The sequence below is a fragment of the Alistipes provencensis genome (assembly GCF_900083545.1).
Lineage (GTDB): Bacteria > Bacteroidota > Bacteroidia > Bacteroidales > Rikenellaceae > Alistipes > Alistipes provencensis.
In genome coordinates this window covers 3,045,102-3,064,417 of record NZ_LT559262.1, presented here as the reverse complement: position 1 = coordinate 3,064,417, position 19,316 = coordinate 3,045,102, and the positions used below count along the sequence as shown (strand labels likewise).

Below are 19,316 nucleotides of genomic sequence, written 5' to 3'. Positions count from 1 at the left end.
CAAAGGTAAAGCCAAAACGGGAAACCCGGAGCAGGACTCCGGGTAAAACGGCGGAACAGCGGGGTCAACCGCCTATTCGACAGGGTGAACCGACCTCAGCCACTCCTTGAATTCGGGGGCCCGGGCCTTGGAAATGATGATCCGCTCGGGCGTTTCGACCGTAAGGTGCAGCGTGAGGCGGCTTCCGAACCACACGGCGATCTCCTTCACGGCGCGGCGTGCGACGATGAACTGACGGTTGGCGCGGAAAAACTCAGCCTCGGGCAGCAGGGCCTGCAACGCTTCGAGGGTCTTGTCCAGCGGGTAGGCCGTGCCATCGTAGCCGTAGGCCGTGACCTTCTCGTTGAACGTGTAGCAAAAGGCGATCTGCTCGCGCTGCAAGGGGATGATCCGGTCGCGCACATGGACCAGAAAGACATCCTCGCGGCGGCGGACGGCCATCGTGCGGACACGCGAACCGTAATCACTGCGCTCGGTGGAGGTCAGGCGGCGCAGTTTGGCGAGGGCGCGGCGGACATCGTCGGTGTTGAGCGGTTTGAGGAGATAGTCGATGCTGTTGACCTTGAAAGCCTCGAGAGCATATTGGTCGTAGGCCGTGGTGAAGACGACCGGGGCGGTGATCTCCACGGCGTCGAAGATGCGGAACGAATCGCCGTCGGCCAGATGGATGTCCATGAACAGCAGGTCGGGCTGGGGGTTCGCCCGCAGCCACTCCACGCTCTCGGCAACGCTTTCCAGCGTCGCCACGATCTCCATCGAGGGTTCCTCCTGCCGGAGAATCGCCGCGAGGTTGCGCGCGGCGGCGGTTTCGTCTTCGATAATCAGGGCTTTCATCCGACGGTGGGGTTTTGCAGCGGCATGCGCACGGTGAAGGTCTGCGAGTCGTCGTCGATCCCGATGTCGCTGCCCGTAATCAGGTGCCAGCGGTTGCGCAGGTTCTCCAGCCCGATGCCGGTCGAGGGTTCGGGCTCGAGTTTCGGAACCTTGGGGTTCGAGACGACGAGCAGGGCGCCCTCGGTGCGGACCGAGATATGGAACGGCTTGCTGCGGGTGATCGAATTGTGTTTGACGGCGTTGTCGATCAGCGGCTGGAGCGAGAAGGCCGGGAGTTTCCACCCGAGGTACTTCTCATCGACATCGACATCGAAAAAGAGCTTGTCGGCATAGCGTATCTTGAAGAGGTAGCTGTACGCCTCGAGGAATTTCAGTTCCTCGTCGAGCGTCATCAGCATGCTCTGACCGTTCTGGATGATGTAGCGGAACGTGTACGAAAGCTGGTCGATATAGGTCAGCGCCTTCTCGTCGTGCTTTTCGCGCACGAGCATCGCCAGCGAGTTGAGCGAGTTGAAGAAGAAATGGGGGTTGATCTGCCCGACGAGCATGTTGTAGCGCGTGGTGAGGTTCTCGTTCTTGAGCTGTTCGTTCTCCACGACGACAGCCTGCCGCTGGGAGATCAGCACATAGATGCGTCCGTAGAGCACCGACACCGCCACGGCGAACGAACATTTCAGCAGCAGCATGTAGTCGAACATCCGTCCACCCATGAAATTCATCTGGATGCGCCCTGTGTGCCACTCGGTGACCGGAGCCACGCAGTAGAGCGCGGCGGCGGCCACACAGCACCACAGGCAGCGCCGCACGAAGCGCGCCATCGAGTAGTTGCGCCTTACGGACGTGAGGATCGAAAGCATGACGAACGACATGACGAGGTAATAGAACAGTTGCAGCAACAGTTCCGTGCTCTTCGAGGGGCCGTTGTACAATTTGCCGTAATCGAACTCCTCGCCGTTGTTACTGCGCACCTCGGCCAGCATCGGATGGGCCTTTTCGGAACGCGGCGGCATCAGGTCCGCTACGATGCGGTCGCCGGGCGCGATGCCCAGCCAGCGCATGCGCCGCGGGGGGACATAGACGCTGTCGCCGTTGTCGTAGATCAGGTAGCCGTACCCGTCGGGATGAACCGCAAGCACGCCTTCATCGGCCCGCTCCACGACACGTTCTTCGGCGGGGCGGGACTGGTTGTCGCTGTTCATGTCCACGAGCATCAGCAGCACATAGGAGAAGTTGACCACCAGACTGATCGCCACGGCAACCAGCAGGTTCAGGATCAGATCGGCGTATTTGGGTTGCAGTTTCATATAAGACGGTTGTTAGCTAAAAAGTCGCCGGATTTCGTTCCGGACGGTCGTAGTCGCCGCCCATGGCGGCGTTCACAAATCTGACCCCATCCCAAACCCTTCCCTTAGGGAAGGGCTTATCGCATGCGACCGGAATGCGGATATAAATTACTCTTCCTTATACCACGACGCGTACAGCATATAGTCGTGGGCCGTGCGGCGGATGATCTCCTCGCGCTGTTCCTCGGTGACCTCCTTGACCTTCCGGGCCGGAACGCCCGCATAGACCGAGTTGGGTTCCAACTGCGCGTTCGAAAGCACCAGCGCATTGGCGGCGATGATACAGCCCGAAGGTATATGGGCATTGTCCAGCAGGGTGGCGCCCATACCGATCAGGCAGTTGTCTTCGATCACCGCCCCGTGGATGATGGCGTTGTGGCCCACCGAAACGTCGCTGCCGATGATCGTCTGCGAAGGGTGCTTCGCCTTGTCGTAGATGGTGTGGAGCACCACGCCGTCTTGAATGTTCGTGCGGTCGCCGATGACGATGCGGTTCACGTCGCCGCGCAGCACGGCGTTGTACCAGATCGAACAGTCGCGGCCGATGGTCACGTCGCCCAGAATGACGGCCGTTTCAGCCAGAAAGGTGTTGTCCCCGATCACGGGCTCATGCCCGCGGACTTTTCGTATAAGTGCCATATTTCGTTATTCTAAATGGTAGCGTAAAAAACCTCGTCCGGCACGATAACCGTCCATCGCCCCTAAAACAGGTGTCTTACACCTGCTTTGCAGACTGCCACAGTTCCTCCATCGCGTCGAGCGACATTTCGTGCAGCGTATGTCCCTTTGCGGCAGCCTGTTCCTCCATGTAATTGAAGCGATACATGAACTTCTTGTTCGTGCGCTCCAGCGCCGACTCGGGATCCACGCCGTAGAGCCGGCAGGCGTTGATGAGCGCGAACAGCAGGTCGCCGAATTCGCCTTCGAGATCGGTCTTGCTGCCCGATTTCATCTCGGCCTCGACCTCGCCCAGCTCCTCGCGGACCTTGTCCCAGACATCCTCCTTTTTCTCCCAGTCGAAGCCCGCTCCCGCGGCCTTTTCGCCCATGCGGTAGGCCTTGACCATCGCCGGAAGCGACCGCGGAACCCCGCCCAGCGTGCCGCTCTTGCGGTTCTTCTTGCGGAGTTTCAGCGCCTCCCAGTTTTCCAGAACCTCGTCGGGCGTATTGGCGTGGATGTCGCCGTAGACGTGCGGATGACGGTAGACCAGCTTGTCGCACAGGGCGTTGGCCACGTCGCCGAAATCGAACGCGCCCTCTTCCTCGCCCAGTTTCGAATAGAACACCACATGCAGCAGCAGGTCGCCCAGCTCCTCCTTGATACCCTCCATATTGTGGTCGGTAATGGCATCGGCCAGCTCGTAAGTCTCCTCGATGGTGTTGCTCCGCAACGAGTCGAAGGTCTGTTCGCGGTCCCAAGGACACTCGCGGCGCAGGGTGTTCATCACCTCCAAAAGACGGGCCGTAGCCTCCAAACGTTTATCTTTTTCCATGAATGTCGTTCAATTATTGGAACAAAGGTAACAAAAAAGTAACTTTGTTGCATACAAATTTCGCGATTCGCCATGAAACTACGATTTCCGCTGCTCCTCGCGGCACTTCTCGGGGGACTCCTCTCCGCTTCGGCACAGCCCGCACCGAAAAAGACGACGCCCCGCGCCGGGCACTTCACGTTCGGTTCCCGCACGACCATCGCCGCCGACAGCGAGTTGCTGCCGTTGGCCCGTTATGCCGCCGAATACCTCGGCTGCGAACTCCGCAACGGCGTGGCGGGGGACGGGGCCGTCGTGCTGACGCTCGACGCCGCGGACGGGGAGGCGTCAGAGGCGCCGGAGGCTTATATCCTCGACATCGCGCCCGACCACATCCGCATCGGCGGCCCGACCTACGGCGGGGTTTTCAACGGACTGCAACAACTGTTCCGGCTCCTGCCGCCCGAGGTTTATGCCAAAAAAGGTGTTGCCGCAGGGACGCAGGTGGCCTGCGCGGAGATCGGGGATGCCCCGCGTTTCGCCTACCGGGGAATGATGCTCGACGTGGCGCGGACGTGGATCGACACAGCTAAAGTAAAGCGTTATATAGACCTGTTTTCCTATCATAACATCAACAAATTACACCTGCATCTTTCGGACGACGAAGGGTGGCGCATCGAAATCAAATCGCACCCCGAGCTGACGGAGATCGGCGGATTCCGCGGCGGGGACTCGCCCGTAAGGCCCGTATATGGCAAGTGGTCCGGGAAATACGGCGGTTATTTCACGCAGGAGGAGATGCGCGGGCTGATCCGCTATGCCGCCGAGCGGAACATCGAAATCATCCCCGAGATCGACCTCCCGGGTCACAGCCGCAACATCGCCTCGGTGCATCCCGAAATCCGCTGCAACTATGCGCCCGACACGGTTTCGACCAACGGATACGATTACCGCTCGGCGTGGTGCGTGGCCCGTGAGGAGAATTACGCGCTGCTGGGGGACATTCTGGGCGAACTGTGCGAGTTGTTCCCCTCGCAATACATCCATGTAGGCGGCGACGAGGTCGAAATGACCCAATGGACCCGCTGCCCCGACTGCCGGGCGCTGATGGCGCGGCTCGGGACGGACGATCCGCGCCGGTTGCAGGACCTCTTCATGGAGCGCATGTCCGGGATACTCGCTTCGCACGGCAAGCGGCCCGCGGTGTGGAACGAGGCGGTGCGCACGGGGGCATTCACCAAGGAGTGCCGCGTACACGGCTGGGAGAGTGTAAAAGCCTGTCTGGACGCCACGGCGAAAGGGTATCGGACGGTGGTGATGCCGGGTGAATATTTCTATTTCGACATGCGACAGACACCCCGCGAGGACGGGCACGACTGGGCGGCGATCTTCGATGCCAAAAAGGTCTACGGATTCGGTTTTGCAGGGTTCACGCCCGAGCAGATGAGCCGCGTCGAGGGGTTGCAGGGGGCGTTTTTCAGCGAAGCCTACGTCTCGCACGAACCCGAGAAGCCCGACTACCTCGACTACATGCTTTTCCCGCGCGTCTGCGCCCTCGCACGCATCGCGTGGAGCGGCAACGCCGAGGGGTGGGACGCCTATTACAAAGAGCTGAAAGAGGAGCATTACGACCGCATGGCGGCGATGGACATCCGTTTCCGGTTATTCCCGCCGCGCCTGAGCTACAAGGAGGGGGCGTTCACGGCCTCGGCGGACGACGGTTCGGCGATCTACTATCTGGTGGACGGTTCCTCGGAGGAGCATCGCTACACGGGACCGGTTCGTACCGAAAAACCGCATCGGTACCGTTTCTTCACGCGTTACAAAACGGCCCGGAGCCCCTATGCGACCGATAAATCCTACTGGCGGACCATCACGCCCGCCGTGGCGATCACGACCTCGATGGGCGAGAGCGGGAAATTTCCGTATTCGAATGCCGCCAATTACCGCGGTTTGTCGCGGACGCGCCGCGCCTGCCGCCAGCAGGACTGGATACTCTACACGTTCGAACAACCCGTGAAGTGCCGCGAGATGTATTTGCAGACGGGAAACCGCCAGTTGCCGAAGACCATCGTGACGACGGGTTACGCCGAGGTTTCCTACGACGGCGTGCGGTTCGAACCCGCCGGGGAGCTGCTGATGGGCAGCATCGTGCTGCATCCCGAACGCCCGGTGAAGGCCGTGCGGATCGTCTCGACCTGCGACGACAACGGCACGCCCTACGTCACGATTCAGCCGCCGCAGGTGAAGCCGGTATTGTAAAAGCGGTCAGTTCCGGGTCGTGGCTTTGAAGGCGAAGCGGAAAAAGAGGTATTGTGCGAGGTAGTAGGTGACCATGATAACATAAGTCCGGGCCGGGACAGGTCCGATGAAGCGGTTCCAAGCGATTACGGCGTCGGAAAAGACGAACAACAGGGCCGCACAGCGGAACCCGGCGGCGCAGGCGCCGTCGTACTGGAGCACCGAATAGAGCATTCCGGCGATGACCAGCCCATAGACGGCGACGCCGATAGACTCGGCCGGAAACGGGGCGTTGGGGACGATGGCGGTGAACAGGAACGCGAGCAGCGGGACGACGACGGCCAGCGACCCGATGCGGGGAGTGCGCCGCGCCCGGGGCAGAAACCAGCAGATATAGGCGGCGTGCGCCAGCGCGAAAAACGCCATCTGGGGGATAAACCAATGCCGGGCGCCCATCACGTCGCCGGCGGCCGACAGCAGGAATGCCAATCCGATCGGATACAGCTCCTTGCGCCGAAGCAGGAGCGTCGAAAGGCCCAGCAGCAGGACCGGGTAGGCGACCTTATAGGGCAGCGGGGCGGCTTCGGTGAAGAACACGACGGCGCCCGCCGCAAAGAGCAGCGTCGTCAAAGCGAATATCCCGGAAAATCGTTGCATCGTCGGTCTGAATCAAAAGCCGCCTGACTCTTTGCGGGGTCAGGCGGCGGTTCGATAGCTAAAACGGGTTACGCCCGGACCTGAGCGCCGCAGCGCTGTTCGAACTGGCGGGTGAGGTTGGCCATCACGCGCTCAATGGTCTTGTCGTCGAGCGTGCGGGTCTTGTCCTCGAGGATGAAGCTCAGGGCATAGGATTTCTTGCCCTCGGGGAGCTTGTCGCCCTCGTAGACGTCGAACAGCGAGACACTCTTGAGCAGCTTGCGCTCGGCGGCGAAAGCCGCGTCGCGCAGGGCCGCAAAGGTCACCTGCTTGTCCACCAGCAGCGCCAGATCGCGTTTCACCTCGGGGAACTTCGAGAGTTCCTCGGCCACGATCTTCAGTTTCTTCGTGGATTTGGCAAGGGCTTCGAAATTCATTTCCAGATAGTAGACCTCCTGCTTGACATCGGTCGTGCGGCGGATTTTCGCGGCGACGGAGCCGATTTGCAACAGGTCCTTGCCGTTGAGCGACAGCGAGAGGCCCTCGCTGAAAAGGTCGCTTTCGAGCGGCTCGGTCTTCAGGGCGTAGATGTCGATGCCGAAGCGGCGCAGGAGCTTCTCGGCGACAGCGCGCAGGGTGAAGAACGACGCCTTTTCGGGCTTCGCGTTCCACGACTGCGGGGTCGAGACGCCCGTGACGGCGACAGCGAGCCGGTACTCCTCGGAATAGGCCGCAAGGCGGTTTTCTTCGGAGCGTTTCGACTCGTCGTAGAAATAACAGTTGCCGAACTCGTAGAGGCACAGATCGCCGTTGCGACGGTTGGCGTTCAGCGCGACGGCTTCCAGCATGTTGAACAGCAGCGTCTGGCGCATGACGCTGAGGTCGGCGCTCAGCGGATTGAGGATGCGCACGCAGCGGTCGGCGGGGCAGGAGGTCAGCCCCTCGTAATACGACGCCTTGGTCAGCGAGTTGGACATGATCTCGGTGAACCCGTTGGCCGTCAGGAAATCGGCGGCGAGGTTCATCAGGCGGTTGCGGTCGGGTTTCGGCGCATAGGAGAGCGTCGAGCGGACCTGCCGGGGAATTTCGACGTTGTTGTAGCCGTAGATGCGGAGGATGTCCTCGATCAGGTCGGCCTCGCGCTGCACGTCCACGCGGTAGGGCGGAACGGCGACGGTCAGCACCCCGTCTTTCTCGGCGAGGACCTTCACCTCCAGCGCCGCGATGATCGTGCGGACGGTCTCTTCGGGAATCTCCTTGCCGATCAGCGCATTGACGCGCGCCAGCGAAAGGTCGAAGACGAAATCGGCGATCGGCGCAGGGTAGACGTCCGTAATGTCGCTCGAGATCGTGCCCCCGGCCAGCTCCTTCATCAGCAGGGCGGCCCGTTTGGCGGCGTAGACCTGCATGTTGGGGTCGATGCCGCGCTCGAAGCGGAACGACGCATCGGTATTCAGGCCGAAACGCTTGGCCGTCTTGCGCACCCACACGGGATTGAAATAGGCACTCTCGATAAAGACGTCGGTCGTCGTGTCGCTGATGCCCGAATCCAGACCGCCGAAGACGCCGGCAATGCACATCGGGCGCTCGGCGGAGCAGATCATCAGATCCCGGTCGGTCAGCTTGCGCTCCACGCCGTCCAGCGTCACGAAAGGTGTCCCCTCGGCGCAGGTGCGGACCACGACTTCGCGGCCCTCGATCTTCGCGGCGTCGAAGGCGTGCAGGGGCTGGCCCAGTTCGAACAGCACGAAATTGGTGATGTCGACGAGGTTGTTCTTGGGGTTGATGCCCGCGGCACGCAGGCAGTTCTGCATCCAGTCGGGCGAGGGGCCGATCTTACAGCCCGTGACCGTGACGCCCACATAGCGGGGGGCGGCTTCGGTGTTCTCGACACGGATTTTTACATTCAGATCGTGGTTGTCGGGGGCGAAGGCCGAGACGTCGGGCATCTTCACCGCGACGTGTTCGCCGCGGCTTTTCAGGTAAGCGGCCAGATCGCGGGCCACGCCGATGTGCGATGCGGCATCCACGCGGTTGGGCGTAAGGCCGATCTCGATCAGGTAGTCGTCCTCGATATGCAGATACTCCTTGGCCGTCATGCCCACGGGGGCGTCGGCCGGAAGCTCCATGATACCGTCGTGCGACGCTCCGATGCCCAGTTCGTCCTCGGCGCAGAGCATGCCCAACGACTCCACGCCGCGGATTTTCGAACGCTTGATCTTGAACTCCTCGTCGCCGCCGTCGGGGTAGAGCACCGCGCCGACCGTCGCGCAGAGGACTTTAAGCCCCGCACGGCAGTTGGGGGCGCCGCAGACGATCTGCAGCGGTTCGGCGGCGCCGACATCGACCGTGGTCAGGTGGAGGTGGTCCGAATCGGGATGGTCCGTGCAGGTCACGACCTCGCCGACGACGACGCCCTGAAGGCCGCCTTTCACGGTCTCGATCTTCTCGAGACCCTCGACCTCGAGACCGATGTCGGTCAGCACCTCGGCCACTTTCTCAGCCGGAAGGTCGGTGTCGATATAACGTTTGAGCCAGTTATACGAAATATTCATATCGTTGAATTTTGAATTTGCGGATAATCATGCAAAAGTATAAATTTTTCCGCAAAGTACGGTAAAAATTCTCACATATATAGGTGTGGAAAATAATTCGTAAAAAATTTGCTTTTTACGAACCGACCGTTTATATTTGCAGACATAAAACCAAAGAAATGATTCATAATTTCAACATACAGGCATGGTGGTGGCGCTCGTTGACTCTCGTGAACAATGAGTGCGGAATCGCGCGTGTATAGTTGAAACCGAAAAAATACACAAGCCCGTTGTTTACGAGAAGTAAGCAACGGGCTTTTTCTTTAGCACATTCAAATCCCAAAAAACAATAACGACAATGGAAACGAAGAAATTCTGCCTCACCGAAAAACAGATGCCCACGCAATGGTACAACATCGTGGCCGACATGCCCACCAAACCGCTGCCGCCGCTGCATCCCGGGACGAAGCAGCCCGTCACCAAGGAACAGATGTCGGCGATCTTCGCCGAGGAACTGATCGATCAGGAGATGTCCACCGAACGCTACATCGACATCCCGGAAGAGGTGCAGGAGATCTACAAGATATGGCGTCCGACGCCGCTCGTGCGCGCAACGGGGCTCGAAAAGGCCCTCGGAACGCCCGCGAAGATCTATTTCAAGAATGAGAGCGTGTCGCCCGCAGGTTCGCACAAGCCCAACACCGCCGTGCCGCAGGCCTACTACAACTACAAGCAGGGCATCAAGCACCTGACGACCGAAACCGGCGCCGGGCAGTGGGGCGCCTCGATCGCCTTCGCGGCGAAGCATTTCGGCATCGATTTGCAGGTATTCATGGTCAAGGTCAGCTACGACCAGAAGCCCTACCGCCGCCTGATGATGAACACATGGGGTGCGGAGTGCGTGGCGTCGCCCTCGACGCTGACCAACTCGGGACGTGCGGCGCTGGAGCGTGACCCGCACTGCTCGGGAAGCCTCGGGCTGGCAATCTCGGAGGCCGTGGAGATGGCCCTGCGTCGTCCGGAGGATACGCGCTACTGTCTGGGCAGCGTCCTGAACCACGTCGTGCTGCACCAGACGGTCATCGGTCAGGAGGCCGTGACGCAGATGGAGATGGCCGATGCGGAGCCCGACATGGTGATCGGATGTTTCGGCGGCGGCAGCAACTTCGCCGGCATCGGATTCCCGTTCCTGCAAAAGAACCTCACCGAAGGGAAGAAGATCCGCGTGATCGCCGTGGAGCCCGAAGGGTGTCCGAAACTCACGCGCGGCGAGTTCCAGTACGACTTCGGCGACGTGGCCGGATTCACGCCCCTGCTGCCGATGTACACGCTGGGCCACGATTTCCAGCCCTCGGACATTCACGCCGGAGGATTGCGCTACCACGGAGCGGGTTCGATCGTCAGCCAACTGATGAAGGACGGGCTGATCGAGGCGCAGTCGATGCCGCAGGTCGAGACCCTCGCCGCAGGCATTCTGTTCGCCCAGACCGAAGGCATCATCCCGGCGCCGGAATCGACGCATGCCATCGCCGCGACGATCCGCGAGGCCCTGAAAGCCAAGGAGGAGGGTGTGTCGAAGACCATTCTGTTCAACCTCTCGGGCAACGGCGTAATCGACCTCTACGCCTACGAGCAGTATCTGGCCGGAGCGTTGAAAGACTTCTCGCCGAGCGACGAGGAGATTGCAAAGACGGTCAACCAGTTGGAGCACCTTATATAGAGTAATGCTTCAAGTAAAAAAGACGAACCTGTTAAGGTCCGTCTTTTTTTGTTTTGCGCTGGAAGCGCAGAATTGGACAGGACGCCAAATGCCACTCCGTCGCCCCTAAAACGGGCCTCTTAGGCCCGGGAGCCGAGCCAGAGGAAGATCATGCCGACGAGGATGAAGGCCAGATCGACGGCCTTGGAGCGCAGGTTGCGCTCGCGGAACAGCAGGGCCCCGCAGAGGAACGACACCACGACCGAACCGCGGCGGATCATCGAGACGACGGAGATCATCGCATCCGGATCGCGCAGGGCATAGAGGTAGGCGAAGTCGGCCATCGAAAGAAAGACCGAGATCAGCGGAATGGCCCAGCTCCAATGGAACGGGGTAGTGCGGTTGCGCCGGGGCCACCAGACGACGGCTACCACGGCGGCCATCATCAGCAATTGGTAGAGGTTGTACCAGCTCTGGACGAAAACCGGGTCGAGGCGCGTCATGATGAATTTGTCGTAAAGCCCGCTGACAGCGCCCGTGACGGCCGAGAGGGTGACGCAGAGAATCCAGATGTTATGCGAAAAGACAACCCCTTCGCGGCGGCTCGAACGGCTCAGCATAAAGAGCGACACGAGGGCCAGCGCGACGCCGGTCCACTGGCAGGCGTTGAGCCGTTCGCCGAAGATCAGGAGCGCCCCGACGAGCACCATCACGGGGCGCGTGGCGTTGATCGGTCCGACGATGGTGATGGGCAGGTGTTTCATGCCGAAGTAGCCGAAAGTCCACGAAGTGAGGACGATGACCGATTTCAGGATGACCATTCCGTGAGCCTCCAGCGACCCGGGGGCCGTGGCCAGCACGGTATGGTCGAACCACCCGAGGCCGAACTCCGCCGAGAGGATCGCGGGCAGGAAGATCAGCGTCGAGAAGAGCGTGTTGAGCAGCAGCACGGGAAGCACGGCATTTCCGGTGAGAGCCTTTTTCTTGGCCGCATCATAGAAGCCGAGCAACGCTGCCGACGTGAATGCTAAAGTGAGCCACATAGCGATTAGGAAAGGCGGCCGGAGCCGCCTTTATCTATTTGATTTCGTCGCTGTAAACGGCTCCGGGAAGATCGTGGAGGTTGTAGCGCGAGGCCATCGACATGCCGTAGGCCCCGGCGGATTTGATCGTCAGCAGGTCGCCGCGGCGGGTCTTGCGCAGGCTGACGTTCTCGTCGAAAACGTCCGTCGATTCGCAGGCCGTGCCCACGACCGTATACTTTTCGCTGGGAGCCTCCTCCTCTTTGGCCGTGATGTTCTCGATATTGTGGTACGAGCCGTACATCGCCGGGCGGACCAGCTCGGTCATCGAAGCGTCGACGATCACCAGTTTGCGGCCCGTGGCGGTGGTCTTGTTGAACAGCACGGTCGTAATCAGCTCGCCGCACTCGGCGACGATCGAACGGCCGAATTCGAAGTGCACCTCGCGGTCGCCGATGCGCAGGTGGTTGTGGACGATCGAGAACAGCGAGGCGAAATTGGGGATGGGCTCGTTCTCGGGAACGTCGTAGTTGACGCCCAGACCGCCGCCCACGTCGACGAAACGGAACTTGCAGCCCAGTTTCTCGAGGTTCTCGACGATGACGTTGACCTTGTTGCACATATTTTCGAAGACATGCAGTTCGCGGATCTGCGACCCGATGTGCAGGTGGAGGCCGATGATGTTGATGTTCTTGAGCGACCGGATCTCCTTGGCGTGTTCGAGGACCTCCTCGTAGGAGATGCCGAACTTACTGTCGGCCTGACCCGTGTCGATGCAGTGGTTGGTCTTGGGGTCGATGTCGGGGTTGATACGCAGCGCAATGTCGGTCACCTTGCCCATCTCGGCCGAGAAGGCGTTGACCAGCTCCAGCTCCTGAATCGACTCGCAGTTGATGGCGAGGATCTCCTGCTCGATGGCATATTTCAGCTCCTTGTCGCGTTTGCCCACGCCGGCGTAGACGATGCCCTTGGGGTCGAAGCCCGCCTCGACGGCCTTGCGCAGCTCGTTGCCCGAGGCGCAGTCGATGCCCAGCCCGTATTCGCGGATGACCGCCAGCAGGTGGTCGTCGTAGTTGGCCTTGATGGCGTAGTGGACCTTATAGCCGTATTTTTTCGACTCGTAGACGACGCTTTCGAGGGTCTGGCGCAGGAGCGCCATGTCATAGAGGTAGAACGGGGTTTCATAGCCCCGGAGCTTGGATGCGATTTGTCTGCTTAACATGTGACCTAACTACTTGATTGAAGTCGCAAATATAAGTAATTTGTACCATTCCGACAAGTTACAGAGGCCCGATATATTCAAATTTTTTCGTATATTTGCGACCAAATGAATTTGGTCCCTTAGAATATATATGAAAAACATCCGCAATTTCTGCATCATAGCCCATATCGACCATGGCAAGTCGACGCTTGCCGACCGGCTGCTGGAGAAAACCAACACGCTGAACCAGCGCGAAATGCAGTCGCAGGTGCTCGACGACATGGACCTCGAGCGCGAAAAGGGCATCACCATCAAGAGCCACGCCATACAGATGGAGTACACGGCCCGCGACGGTCAGCAGTACACGCTCAACCTGATCGACACCCCGGGACACGTCGACTTCTCCTACGAGGTGTCGCGCGCCATCGCCTCGTGCGAAGGGGCGCTGCTGGTGGTCGACGCGACGCAGGGCATTCAGGCGCAGACCATTTCGAACCTCTATCTGGCCGTGGGGCACGATCTGGAGATCATCCCCGTGCTGAACAAGATCGACATGGATGCGGCGATGATCGACGAGGTGAAGGATCAGGTGATCGACCTCATAGGATGCAAGGACGAGGATATCCTGCTGGCTTCGGGAAAGACGGGGCTGGGCGTCGAGGAGGTGCTGGAAGCCATCGTGCACCGCATTCCGGGCCCCGAGGGCGATGAGAACGCGCCGCTGCAGGCGTTGATCTTCGACTCGGTGTTCAACCCGTTCCGCGGCATCATCGCCTACTATCGCGTATTCAACGGCACGATGCGCAAGGGCGACCATGTGAAATTCTTCAACACGGGCAGCCAGTACGACGCCGACGAAATAGGTGTGCTGAAGCTCAAGATGCAGCCCCGGCAGGAGATCAAGGCCGGGGACGTGGGGTATATCTGCTCGGGAATCAAGACCTCGGCCGATGTGAAGGTCGGCGACACGATCACCTCGGTGACGAATCCCGCCAAAGAGGCCATCGCCGGATTCGAGGACGTGAAGCCGATGGTCTTCGCGGGTCTGTATCCGGTGGAGGCCGACGAGTACGAGGATTTGCGCGCGTCGCTCGAGAAACTGCAACTGAACGACGCCTCGCTGACGTTCGAACCCGAGAGCTCGCTGGCGCTGGGATTCGGATTCCGCTGCGGATTCCTCGGACTGCTGCACATGGAGATCATTCAGGAGCGGCTGTACCGCGAATTCGACATGGACGTCATCACGACCGTGCCCAACGTGTCGTACCGCATCACCACGACGCAGGGCGACGTGGTCGAGGTGCACAACCCCTCGGGACTGCCCGAGGTGACGAAGATCGACAAGATCGAGGAGCCATACATTCAGGCCCAGATCATCACCAAGTCGGAGTTTCTGGGCAACGTCATCAAGCTGTGCATCGACAAGCGCGGCGTGATGAAAAACCAGACGTTCCTGACACAGGACCGCGTGGAGGTCAATTTCGACATGCCGCTGTCGGAGATCGTCTTCGATTTCTACGACAAGCTCAAGAGCATCTCGAAAGGTTACGCCTCGTTCGACTACCACCGCACGGGATTCCAGCCCTCAAAACTCGTCAAGCTGGACATTCTGCTCAACGGCGAACCGGTCGACGCCCTTTCGTCGCTGACATACACGGACCACGCCTACGATTTCGGGCGCAAGATGTGCGAGAAGCTCAAGGAGCTGATCCCGCGCCAGCAGTTCGACATCGCCATACAGGCCGCCATCGGCGCCAAGATCATCGCCCGCGAGACGGTCAAGGCCGTGCGCAAGGACGTGACGGCGAAGTGCTACGGCGGCGACATCTCGCGCAAGCGCAAACTGCTCGAGAAGCAGAAGAAGGGTAAGAAGCGCATGCGTCAGATCGGTAACGTCGAAGTTCCCCAGTCGGCATTCCTCGCCGTGTTAAAAATGGATTAGAGCCATGAAAAAGACCATCATCGACCTCTTCGAAACATCCGTCGAGCAGTACGGGGCCAAGACCTTCCTGCTCGAAAAGCGCCACCGCAAATTCGAACCAACGACCTATGCCGAGACCAAGGAACAGGCTTTGGAGGTCGGAGCGGGACTCGCCTCGACGGGCATCCGCCCCGGGGACAAGGTGGCCATACTGGCCGAGGGCAGCAACGCCTGGATCATCTCCGAGTTGGGATTGTTCTATGCCGGGGCGATCAGCGTCCCGCTGTCGGTGAAGCTCGAAGAGTCGAACGACCTGCTGTTCCGCCTGCAGCATGCCGAGGTCAAGGCCGTTTTCGTGTCGAAATACCAGTTGCCGAAGATTCGCCGCATCCGCGCCGAGCTGCCGCAACTGGAGCAGGTGATCGTCTTGGGACACATCCCGCTCGATTCGGGGGAGACCGCTTACGGGACGCTCAAGCGGCTGGGCCGCGACTACCTGTCCAAGAACCGGGAGGAGTTTTTGAAAATAGGGCAGGCGATCCGGAACGACGACTACGCCACGATCACCTACACGTCAGGCACCACGTCCGACCCGAAAGGCGTCATCCTGACCCACCGCAACTACACCGCCAACGTCGAACAGGCGTTGTCGCGCGTCGATATTCCGCCGTATTACCGCACACTCATCATCCTGCCGCTGGACCACTGCTTTGCGCACGTCGTGGGATTCTACATCATGATCGCCTGCGGTGCTTCGGTAGCCACGGTGCAGGTCGGGGCGACGCCGATGGAGACGCTCAAGAACATCCCGCAGAACATCCGCGAGGTGAAGCCGCATTTTCTGCTGTCGGTGCCCGCGCTGGCCAAGAATTTCCGCAAGGGGATCGAGAGTTCCATCCGGGCCAAAGGCAAATTCACCGAGGGGCTTTTCCATCTCGCACTCCGCACGGCATACGCCTACAACCGCGACGGGTACAGCAAGGGCAGCGGCTGGCGCATCCTATTGAAGCCTTTCGTGGCGCTGTTCGACGCCGTATTGTTCCACAAGGTCCGCGAGGCGTTCGGCGGCAGCCTGAAATTCTTCGTCGGGGGCGGGGCGCTGCTCGATGCGGAGTTGCAGCGTTTCTACTACGCCATCGGCATTCCGATGTTTCAGGGCTATGGGCTTTCGGAAGCCACGCCCGTCATCTCAACCAATTCGCCCAAATACCACTGGCACCGCTTCGGTTCCTCGGGCAAGATACTCATTCCGCTCGATCTGAAGATACTCGACGAGGAGGGCAGGGAGGTTCCCCGCGGACAAAAAGGCGAGATCGTCATCCGCGGAGAGAACGTCATGGCCGGATACTGGAAAAATCCCGAGGCGACGACCGACACCGTGCGCGACGGATGGCTGCACACGGGGGACATGGGCTATGTTTCGGAGGACGATTTTCTCTATGTGCTAGGACGTTTCAAGAGTCTGCTGATCGCTTCGGACGGTGAGAAATACAGCCCCGAAGGCATGGAGGAGGCGATCGTGGACAAGTCGCCCTACATCGACCAGATCATCGTCCACAACAATCAGGACCCGTTTACGGGGGCGATCGTGGTGCCCAATCGCGAAGCGCTGCGCCGCGAACTGGAGGCCCGCAAAGTCCCGGAAGGGGAGCGCGCCGCCGCGGCTGCCGAAATCCTCGGGTCCGAGATCGACCGTTACCGCGCCGGAGGCGTCTTCGCCGGGGAGTTCCCTGAACGGTGGCTGCCCGCAGGACTGGCGATCGTCGACGAAGCGTTCTCGGAGCAGAACGGATTGGTGAACAGCACGATGAAAGTCGTGCGCGGCAAGGTCGAGGAGCATTTCCGCGGTCGGCTGGATTATCTCTACACACCCGAGGGCCGCAACCTGAAAAATCCCGAGAATCTCGCGTCACTGAAAAAAATCGTGGGTTAAGCGCATTTTTCGGCAGCCGAAAACTTGACAAATAAAAAAAACGGAGTAACTTTGTACTCCGTAATGCGGAAATAGCTCAGTCGGTAGAGCATCAGCTTCCCAAGCTGAGGGTCGCGGGTTCGAATCCCGTTTTCCGCTCTGGAAGCCTTGAGAAAGAGGCAGAAATAAAGAGTAAAAACCTTATGTATCAATGATATGTAAGGTTTTTTCGTTTTTAGGTCGAAGCCGAAAAAAGCAACGGAATGCAGGTTTTTACGACCTTATCGGTGACCTGTTTCGCTCGGACCCGAAATAGGTCACTAATGTAAGTTATTGCATTAATTATCAGCTTTTTGCCCCGCAACAATTCTATGCTGTAAACGTATTACTAACAAACTATTTACAGCAGTATGGAAAGAAAGACTTTCAACAAAGTTGAAGTTCATTCTCGCCTCGGCATAGCTCGAACAAGTTCGGCTATGCCCTCGGCTCGGCGAACTTTCAGCGTGGTTTTCTTTTGCAAGAAAACCAAAGTAACGAAAAAGGGCAAGGCCCCGATCTATGTGCGCATCAAGACCTACGGCACGGCTACGGAGATTTACACGCGATGCCAAATCGAACCGGAGCGTTGGAATCAACGGCTTGAACGGTCACTCTATAAGGACGAGATAGACCAACAGATCAACAGCATCGTCGCCAGCTACCGGGCCAATGTCCTCGCGGCCTATGACCAGTTAATCAAGGAGGGCAAAGAGCCGACGTACTTTGCTATCAAACACCGGCTTGAAAACCCCGCGGGCAATGCGCGTTTGTTTCTTGCTGAGTTTGGGAAATATTGTGACAAACGGCAGAAAGAGGTCGGAACACGGATCACCCAACTCACGGCGAACAAGTATCACCGCCTGCTTCGCTACCTGAAAGAGTATATGCAGGCGCAATACAAAAAGGAAGATATTCCGCTGGATATGGTTAATTACGAGTACCTCGACGGACTGAACACCTTTATCCAGACGGCCCATAACTGCAAGACCAACGGTGCGGTCAATCTGTTGTGCTGTTTGAAGAACTTTATGCTGTACGCTATCCGCAACGAGTGGATCGAAAAGAATCCGTTTCAGTACTACAAACTTAAACCCGAACACAACAAGTCGAAAGACCACTTGACCAAAGCGGAATTGGATGTTTTGATAACCAAACCTATGCAGAACGAGCGGATAGAACGCATCCGGGACGTGTTCGCGTTCTGCTGCCTAACGGGACTTGCCTTTACGGATGCCGACCACCTGCGCCCGGAACATATCAGCGCGGATGATAGCGGGCAGTTGTGGATTCACAAGCCCCGCGAGAAAACCGCCGTAATGAGCCGCATCCCCTTGTTGCCGCATCCGGTGAAACTTCTGCGAAAGTACGAGCACGACCCGAATTGCAGGCAGCGCGGAAAGATGCTGCCCGTACCGAGCAACAGCAAAATGAACGCCTATCTGAAAGAACTGGCGGGCATCTGCAATATCGACAAGACGCTGACGACGCATGTCGCCCGGCATACGTTCGCTTGTTTGGCTGTTGAATACGGAATGCCCATAGACGTATTGGCAAAGATTCTCGGCCACACCAATACGAATATGACGCGGCACTATGCCAAGTTCTCGGAGGGCTTGATAGGCCGGGAGATGCAGAAATTCGGAAGTCTGTTAAATTAGATTTTAGAAAATAAAGCGATGTGCTTCTTATAATAATCGTCAAGTTGATGAATCAAATCCAAAAACTCCTCATACATAAATGCAAAATTACCGCCGTCATTCTTCATCCGATCAATTATTGGATTATCAAAAATGGACATAAAAAAGCAACCGCGTATCTTGGATAAGATTGCCATTAATTCTGCATCTATATACTTCTCGAAAAAAAAGATAGCCATAATATTTTGCCCATTATATAAATTTACATACGAAATGTATTCTATCCAAGTAAGCTTCTTTAGATTTTTGCTATCTACCATAGGGGCAGTCCTATCACCGAGCTTTAGATTGTCGAAAATTTGGAATACAGTTTTCTTATCAGGATAATCGGCAATTTCATTGATATTTTGTACATTTGCCATATTATGAATTATTCCTTTTCCGGTATTGATAATATCGACAATATGTTGCCCAACAATAGGATATATCTTGCGAAAAGCTCTCATCTCTTCTGCATGGTGATCTACCAGATAAATTAGATAAGCAAGTAAGTAACCGGAAAGCAACATGTTAAATATTCTGCCAATACTATCGGCAGAGGGAAAAATCGCAGGTATGTGGATTAGCCAAATTTCATAAACCACTACAAATATAAAACTAACGCTTGCATACAAGGTCAAATCGAGCCGGATAGTTGAAAAGTATTGAGACCGCTTTTTGATTTTCTTCATATCCTTAGGAATTATTAATCAAAACAAAGTTAATAATATTCTGACCAATGCAATAAATAGCAATATAAAAAGGGATAACAAGAAAGGCGGGG

Annotated in this window: 14 protein-coding genes and 1 tRNA gene; 6 read left to right on the top strand and 9 right to left on the bottom strand. The window is 58.1% G+C overall.

Features of this window, described 5'->3' with window-relative positions; genetic code table 11:
* Positions 1 to 72 precede the first annotated feature (72 nt).
* From BN5935_RS11995 to mazG, 4 genes are all read right to left on the bottom strand, one after another.
* A complete protein-coding gene (locus BN5935_RS11995; protein ID WP_064976295.1) occupies positions 73 to 834 on the bottom strand; it encodes a LytR/AlgR family response regulator transcription factor in 762 nt (253 codons plus the stop codon).
* The gene (locus BN5935_RS11990) at positions 831 to 2,138 is read right to left on the bottom strand and encodes a histidine kinase (protein WP_064976294.1); all 1,308 of its coding nucleotides are present in this window, start codon (positions 2,136 to 2,138) and stop codon (positions 831 to 833) included. The genes BN5935_RS11995 and BN5935_RS11990 overlap by 4 nt, the downstream gene beginning before the upstream one ends.
* Before the next feature lie 147 nt (positions 2,139 to 2,285).
* Positions 2,286 to 2,816 (bottom strand): gamma carbonic anhydrase family protein, encoded by a 531-nt coding sequence (locus BN5935_RS11985; RefSeq protein ID WP_064976293.1) that lies wholly within the window; start codon positions 2,814 to 2,816, stop codon positions 2,286 to 2,288.
* A 76-nt stretch (positions 2,817 to 2,892) separates the two neighbouring features.
* Complete coding sequence (gene mazG, locus BN5935_RS11980) at positions 2,893 to 3,669, bottom strand: nucleoside triphosphate pyrophosphohydrolase (protein WP_064976292.1); 777 nt, start codon at positions 3,667 to 3,669, stop codon at positions 2,893 to 2,895.
* A 72-nt stretch (positions 3,670 to 3,741) separates the two neighbouring features.
* Here mazG and BN5935_RS11975 point away from each other — a divergent pair, with 72 nt between their 5' ends.
* Positions 3,742 to 5,910 (top strand): beta-N-acetylhexosaminidase, encoded by a 2,169-nt coding sequence (locus BN5935_RS11975; RefSeq protein WP_064976291.1) that lies wholly within the window; start codon positions 3,742 to 3,744, stop codon positions 5,908 to 5,910.
* 6 nt (positions 5,911 to 5,916) lie between these two features.
* Here the strand turns inward: BN5935_RS11975 and BN5935_RS11970 are convergent, their stop codons facing one another.
* Both BN5935_RS11970 and pheT read right to left on the bottom strand, forming a co-directional pair.
* On the bottom strand, positions 5,917 to 6,546 hold the full coding sequence (locus BN5935_RS11970) for a lysoplasmalogenase family protein (protein ID WP_064976290.1): 630 nt from the start codon (positions 6,544 to 6,546) through the stop codon (positions 5,917 to 5,919).
* A 68-nt stretch (positions 6,547 to 6,614) separates the two neighbouring features.
* Entirely contained in the window at positions 6,615 to 9,080 is a 2,466-nt protein-coding gene (gene pheT / locus BN5935_RS11965; RefSeq protein ID WP_064976289.1) for a phenylalanine--tRNA ligase subunit beta, read from the bottom strand.
* Positions 9,081 to 9,417: 337 nt separating this feature from the next.
* Between pheT and BN5935_RS11960 the strand changes: the two genes are divergently transcribed.
* Positions 9,418 to 10,779 carry a TrpB-like pyridoxal phosphate-dependent enzyme gene (locus BN5935_RS11960; protein WP_064976288.1) on the top strand — a complete coding sequence of 454 codons (1,362 nt, stop codon included), beginning with the start codon at positions 9,418 to 9,420 and terminating at the stop codon, positions 10,777 to 10,779.
* A 119-nt stretch (positions 10,780 to 10,898) separates the two neighbouring features.
* Here the strand turns inward: BN5935_RS11960 and BN5935_RS11955 are convergent, their stop codons facing one another.
* Positions 10,899 to 11,801: a DMT family transporter gene (locus BN5935_RS11955; protein WP_064976287.1), complete on the bottom strand. Its 903-nt coding sequence runs from the start codon at positions 11,799 to 11,801 to the stop codon at positions 10,899 to 10,901.
* 34 nt (positions 11,802 to 11,835) lie between these two features.
* Positions 11,836 to 13,002: a diaminopimelate decarboxylase gene (gene lysA / locus BN5935_RS11950; protein WP_064976286.1), complete on the bottom strand. Its 1,167-nt coding sequence runs from the start codon at positions 13,000 to 13,002 to the stop codon at positions 11,836 to 11,838.
* A gap of 130 nt (positions 13,003 to 13,132) precedes the next feature.
* Between lysA and lepA the strand changes: the two genes are divergently transcribed.
* From lepA to BN5935_RS11930, 4 genes are all read left to right on the top strand, one after another.
* On the top strand, positions 13,133 to 14,923 hold the full coding sequence (gene lepA, locus BN5935_RS11945; RefSeq protein ID WP_064976285.1) for a translation elongation factor 4: 1,791 nt from the start codon (positions 13,133 to 13,135) through the stop codon (positions 14,921 to 14,923).
* Between the two features lie 4 nt (positions 14,924 to 14,927).
* The gene (locus tag BN5935_RS11940; RefSeq protein ID WP_064976284.1) at positions 14,928 to 16,835 is read left to right on the top strand and encodes an AMP-dependent synthetase/ligase; all 1,908 of its coding nucleotides are present in this window, start codon (positions 14,928 to 14,930) and stop codon (positions 16,833 to 16,835) included.
* Positions 16,836 to 16,900: 65 nt separating this feature from the next.
* Positions 16,901 to 16,973 (top strand) — tRNA-Gly (locus BN5935_RS11935).
* Positions 16,974 to 17,293: 320 nt separating this feature from the next.
* Positions 17,294 to 18,514, top strand: coding sequence for a site-specific integrase (locus tag BN5935_RS11930; protein WP_064976283.1), 1,221 nt, complete (start codon positions 17,294 to 17,296; stop codon positions 18,512 to 18,514).
* Here the strand turns inward: BN5935_RS11930 and BN5935_RS11925 are convergent.
* Complete coding sequence (locus BN5935_RS11925) at positions 18,511 to 19,224, bottom strand: hypothetical protein (RefSeq protein WP_147625831.1); 714 nt, start codon at positions 19,222 to 19,224, stop codon at positions 18,511 to 18,513. The genes BN5935_RS11930 and BN5935_RS11925 overlap by 4 nt on opposite strands.
* Positions 19,225 to 19,316: the final 92 nt, after the last annotated feature.

Coding starts and splice junctions, on each gene's coding strand:
- BN5935_RS11995 (WP_064976295.1), bottom strand. CDS start 834: ATGAAAGCCCTGATTATCGAAGACGAAACCGCCGCCGCGCGCAACCTC.
- BN5935_RS11990 (WP_064976294.1), bottom strand. CDS start 2,138: ATGAAACTGCAACCCAAATACGCCGATCTGATCCTGAACCTGCTGGTT.
- BN5935_RS11985 (WP_064976293.1), bottom strand. CDS start 2,816: ATGGCACTTATACGAAAAGTCCGCGGGCATGAGCCCGTGATCGGGGAC.
- mazG (WP_064976292.1), bottom strand. CDS start 3,669: ATGGAAAAAGATAAACGTTTGGAGGCTACGGCCCGTCTTTTGGAGGTG.
- BN5935_RS11975 (WP_064976291.1), top strand. CDS start 3,742: ATGAAACTACGATTTCCGCTGCTCCTCGCGGCACTTCTCGGGGGACTC.
- BN5935_RS11970 (WP_064976290.1), bottom strand. CDS start 6,546: ATGCAACGATTTTCCGGGATATTCGCTTTGACGACGCTGCTCTTTGCG.
- pheT (WP_064976289.1), bottom strand. CDS start 9,080: ATGAATATTTCGTATAACTGGCTCAAACGTTATATCGACACCGACCTT.
- BN5935_RS11960 (WP_064976288.1), top strand. CDS start 9,418: ATGGAAACGAAGAAATTCTGCCTCACCGAAAAACAGATGCCCACGCAA.
- BN5935_RS11955 (WP_064976287.1), bottom strand. CDS start 11,801: ATGTGGCTCACTTTAGCATTCACGTCGGCAGCGTTGCTCGGCTTCTAT.
- lysA (WP_064976286.1), bottom strand. CDS start 13,002: ATGTTAAGCAGACAAATCGCATCCAAGCTCCGGGGCTATGAAACCCCG.
- lepA (WP_064976285.1), top strand. CDS start 13,133: ATGAAAAACATCCGCAATTTCTGCATCATAGCCCATATCGACCATGGC.
- BN5935_RS11940 (WP_064976284.1), top strand. CDS start 14,928: ATGAAAAAGACCATCATCGACCTCTTCGAAACATCCGTCGAGCAGTAC.
- BN5935_RS11930 (WP_064976283.1), top strand. CDS start 17,294: ATGCCCTCGGCTCGGCGAACTTTCAGCGTGGTTTTCTTTTGCAAGAAA.
- BN5935_RS11925 (WP_147625831.1), bottom strand. CDS start 19,224: ATGAAGAAAATCAAAAAGCGGTCTCAATACTTTTCAACTATCCGGCTC.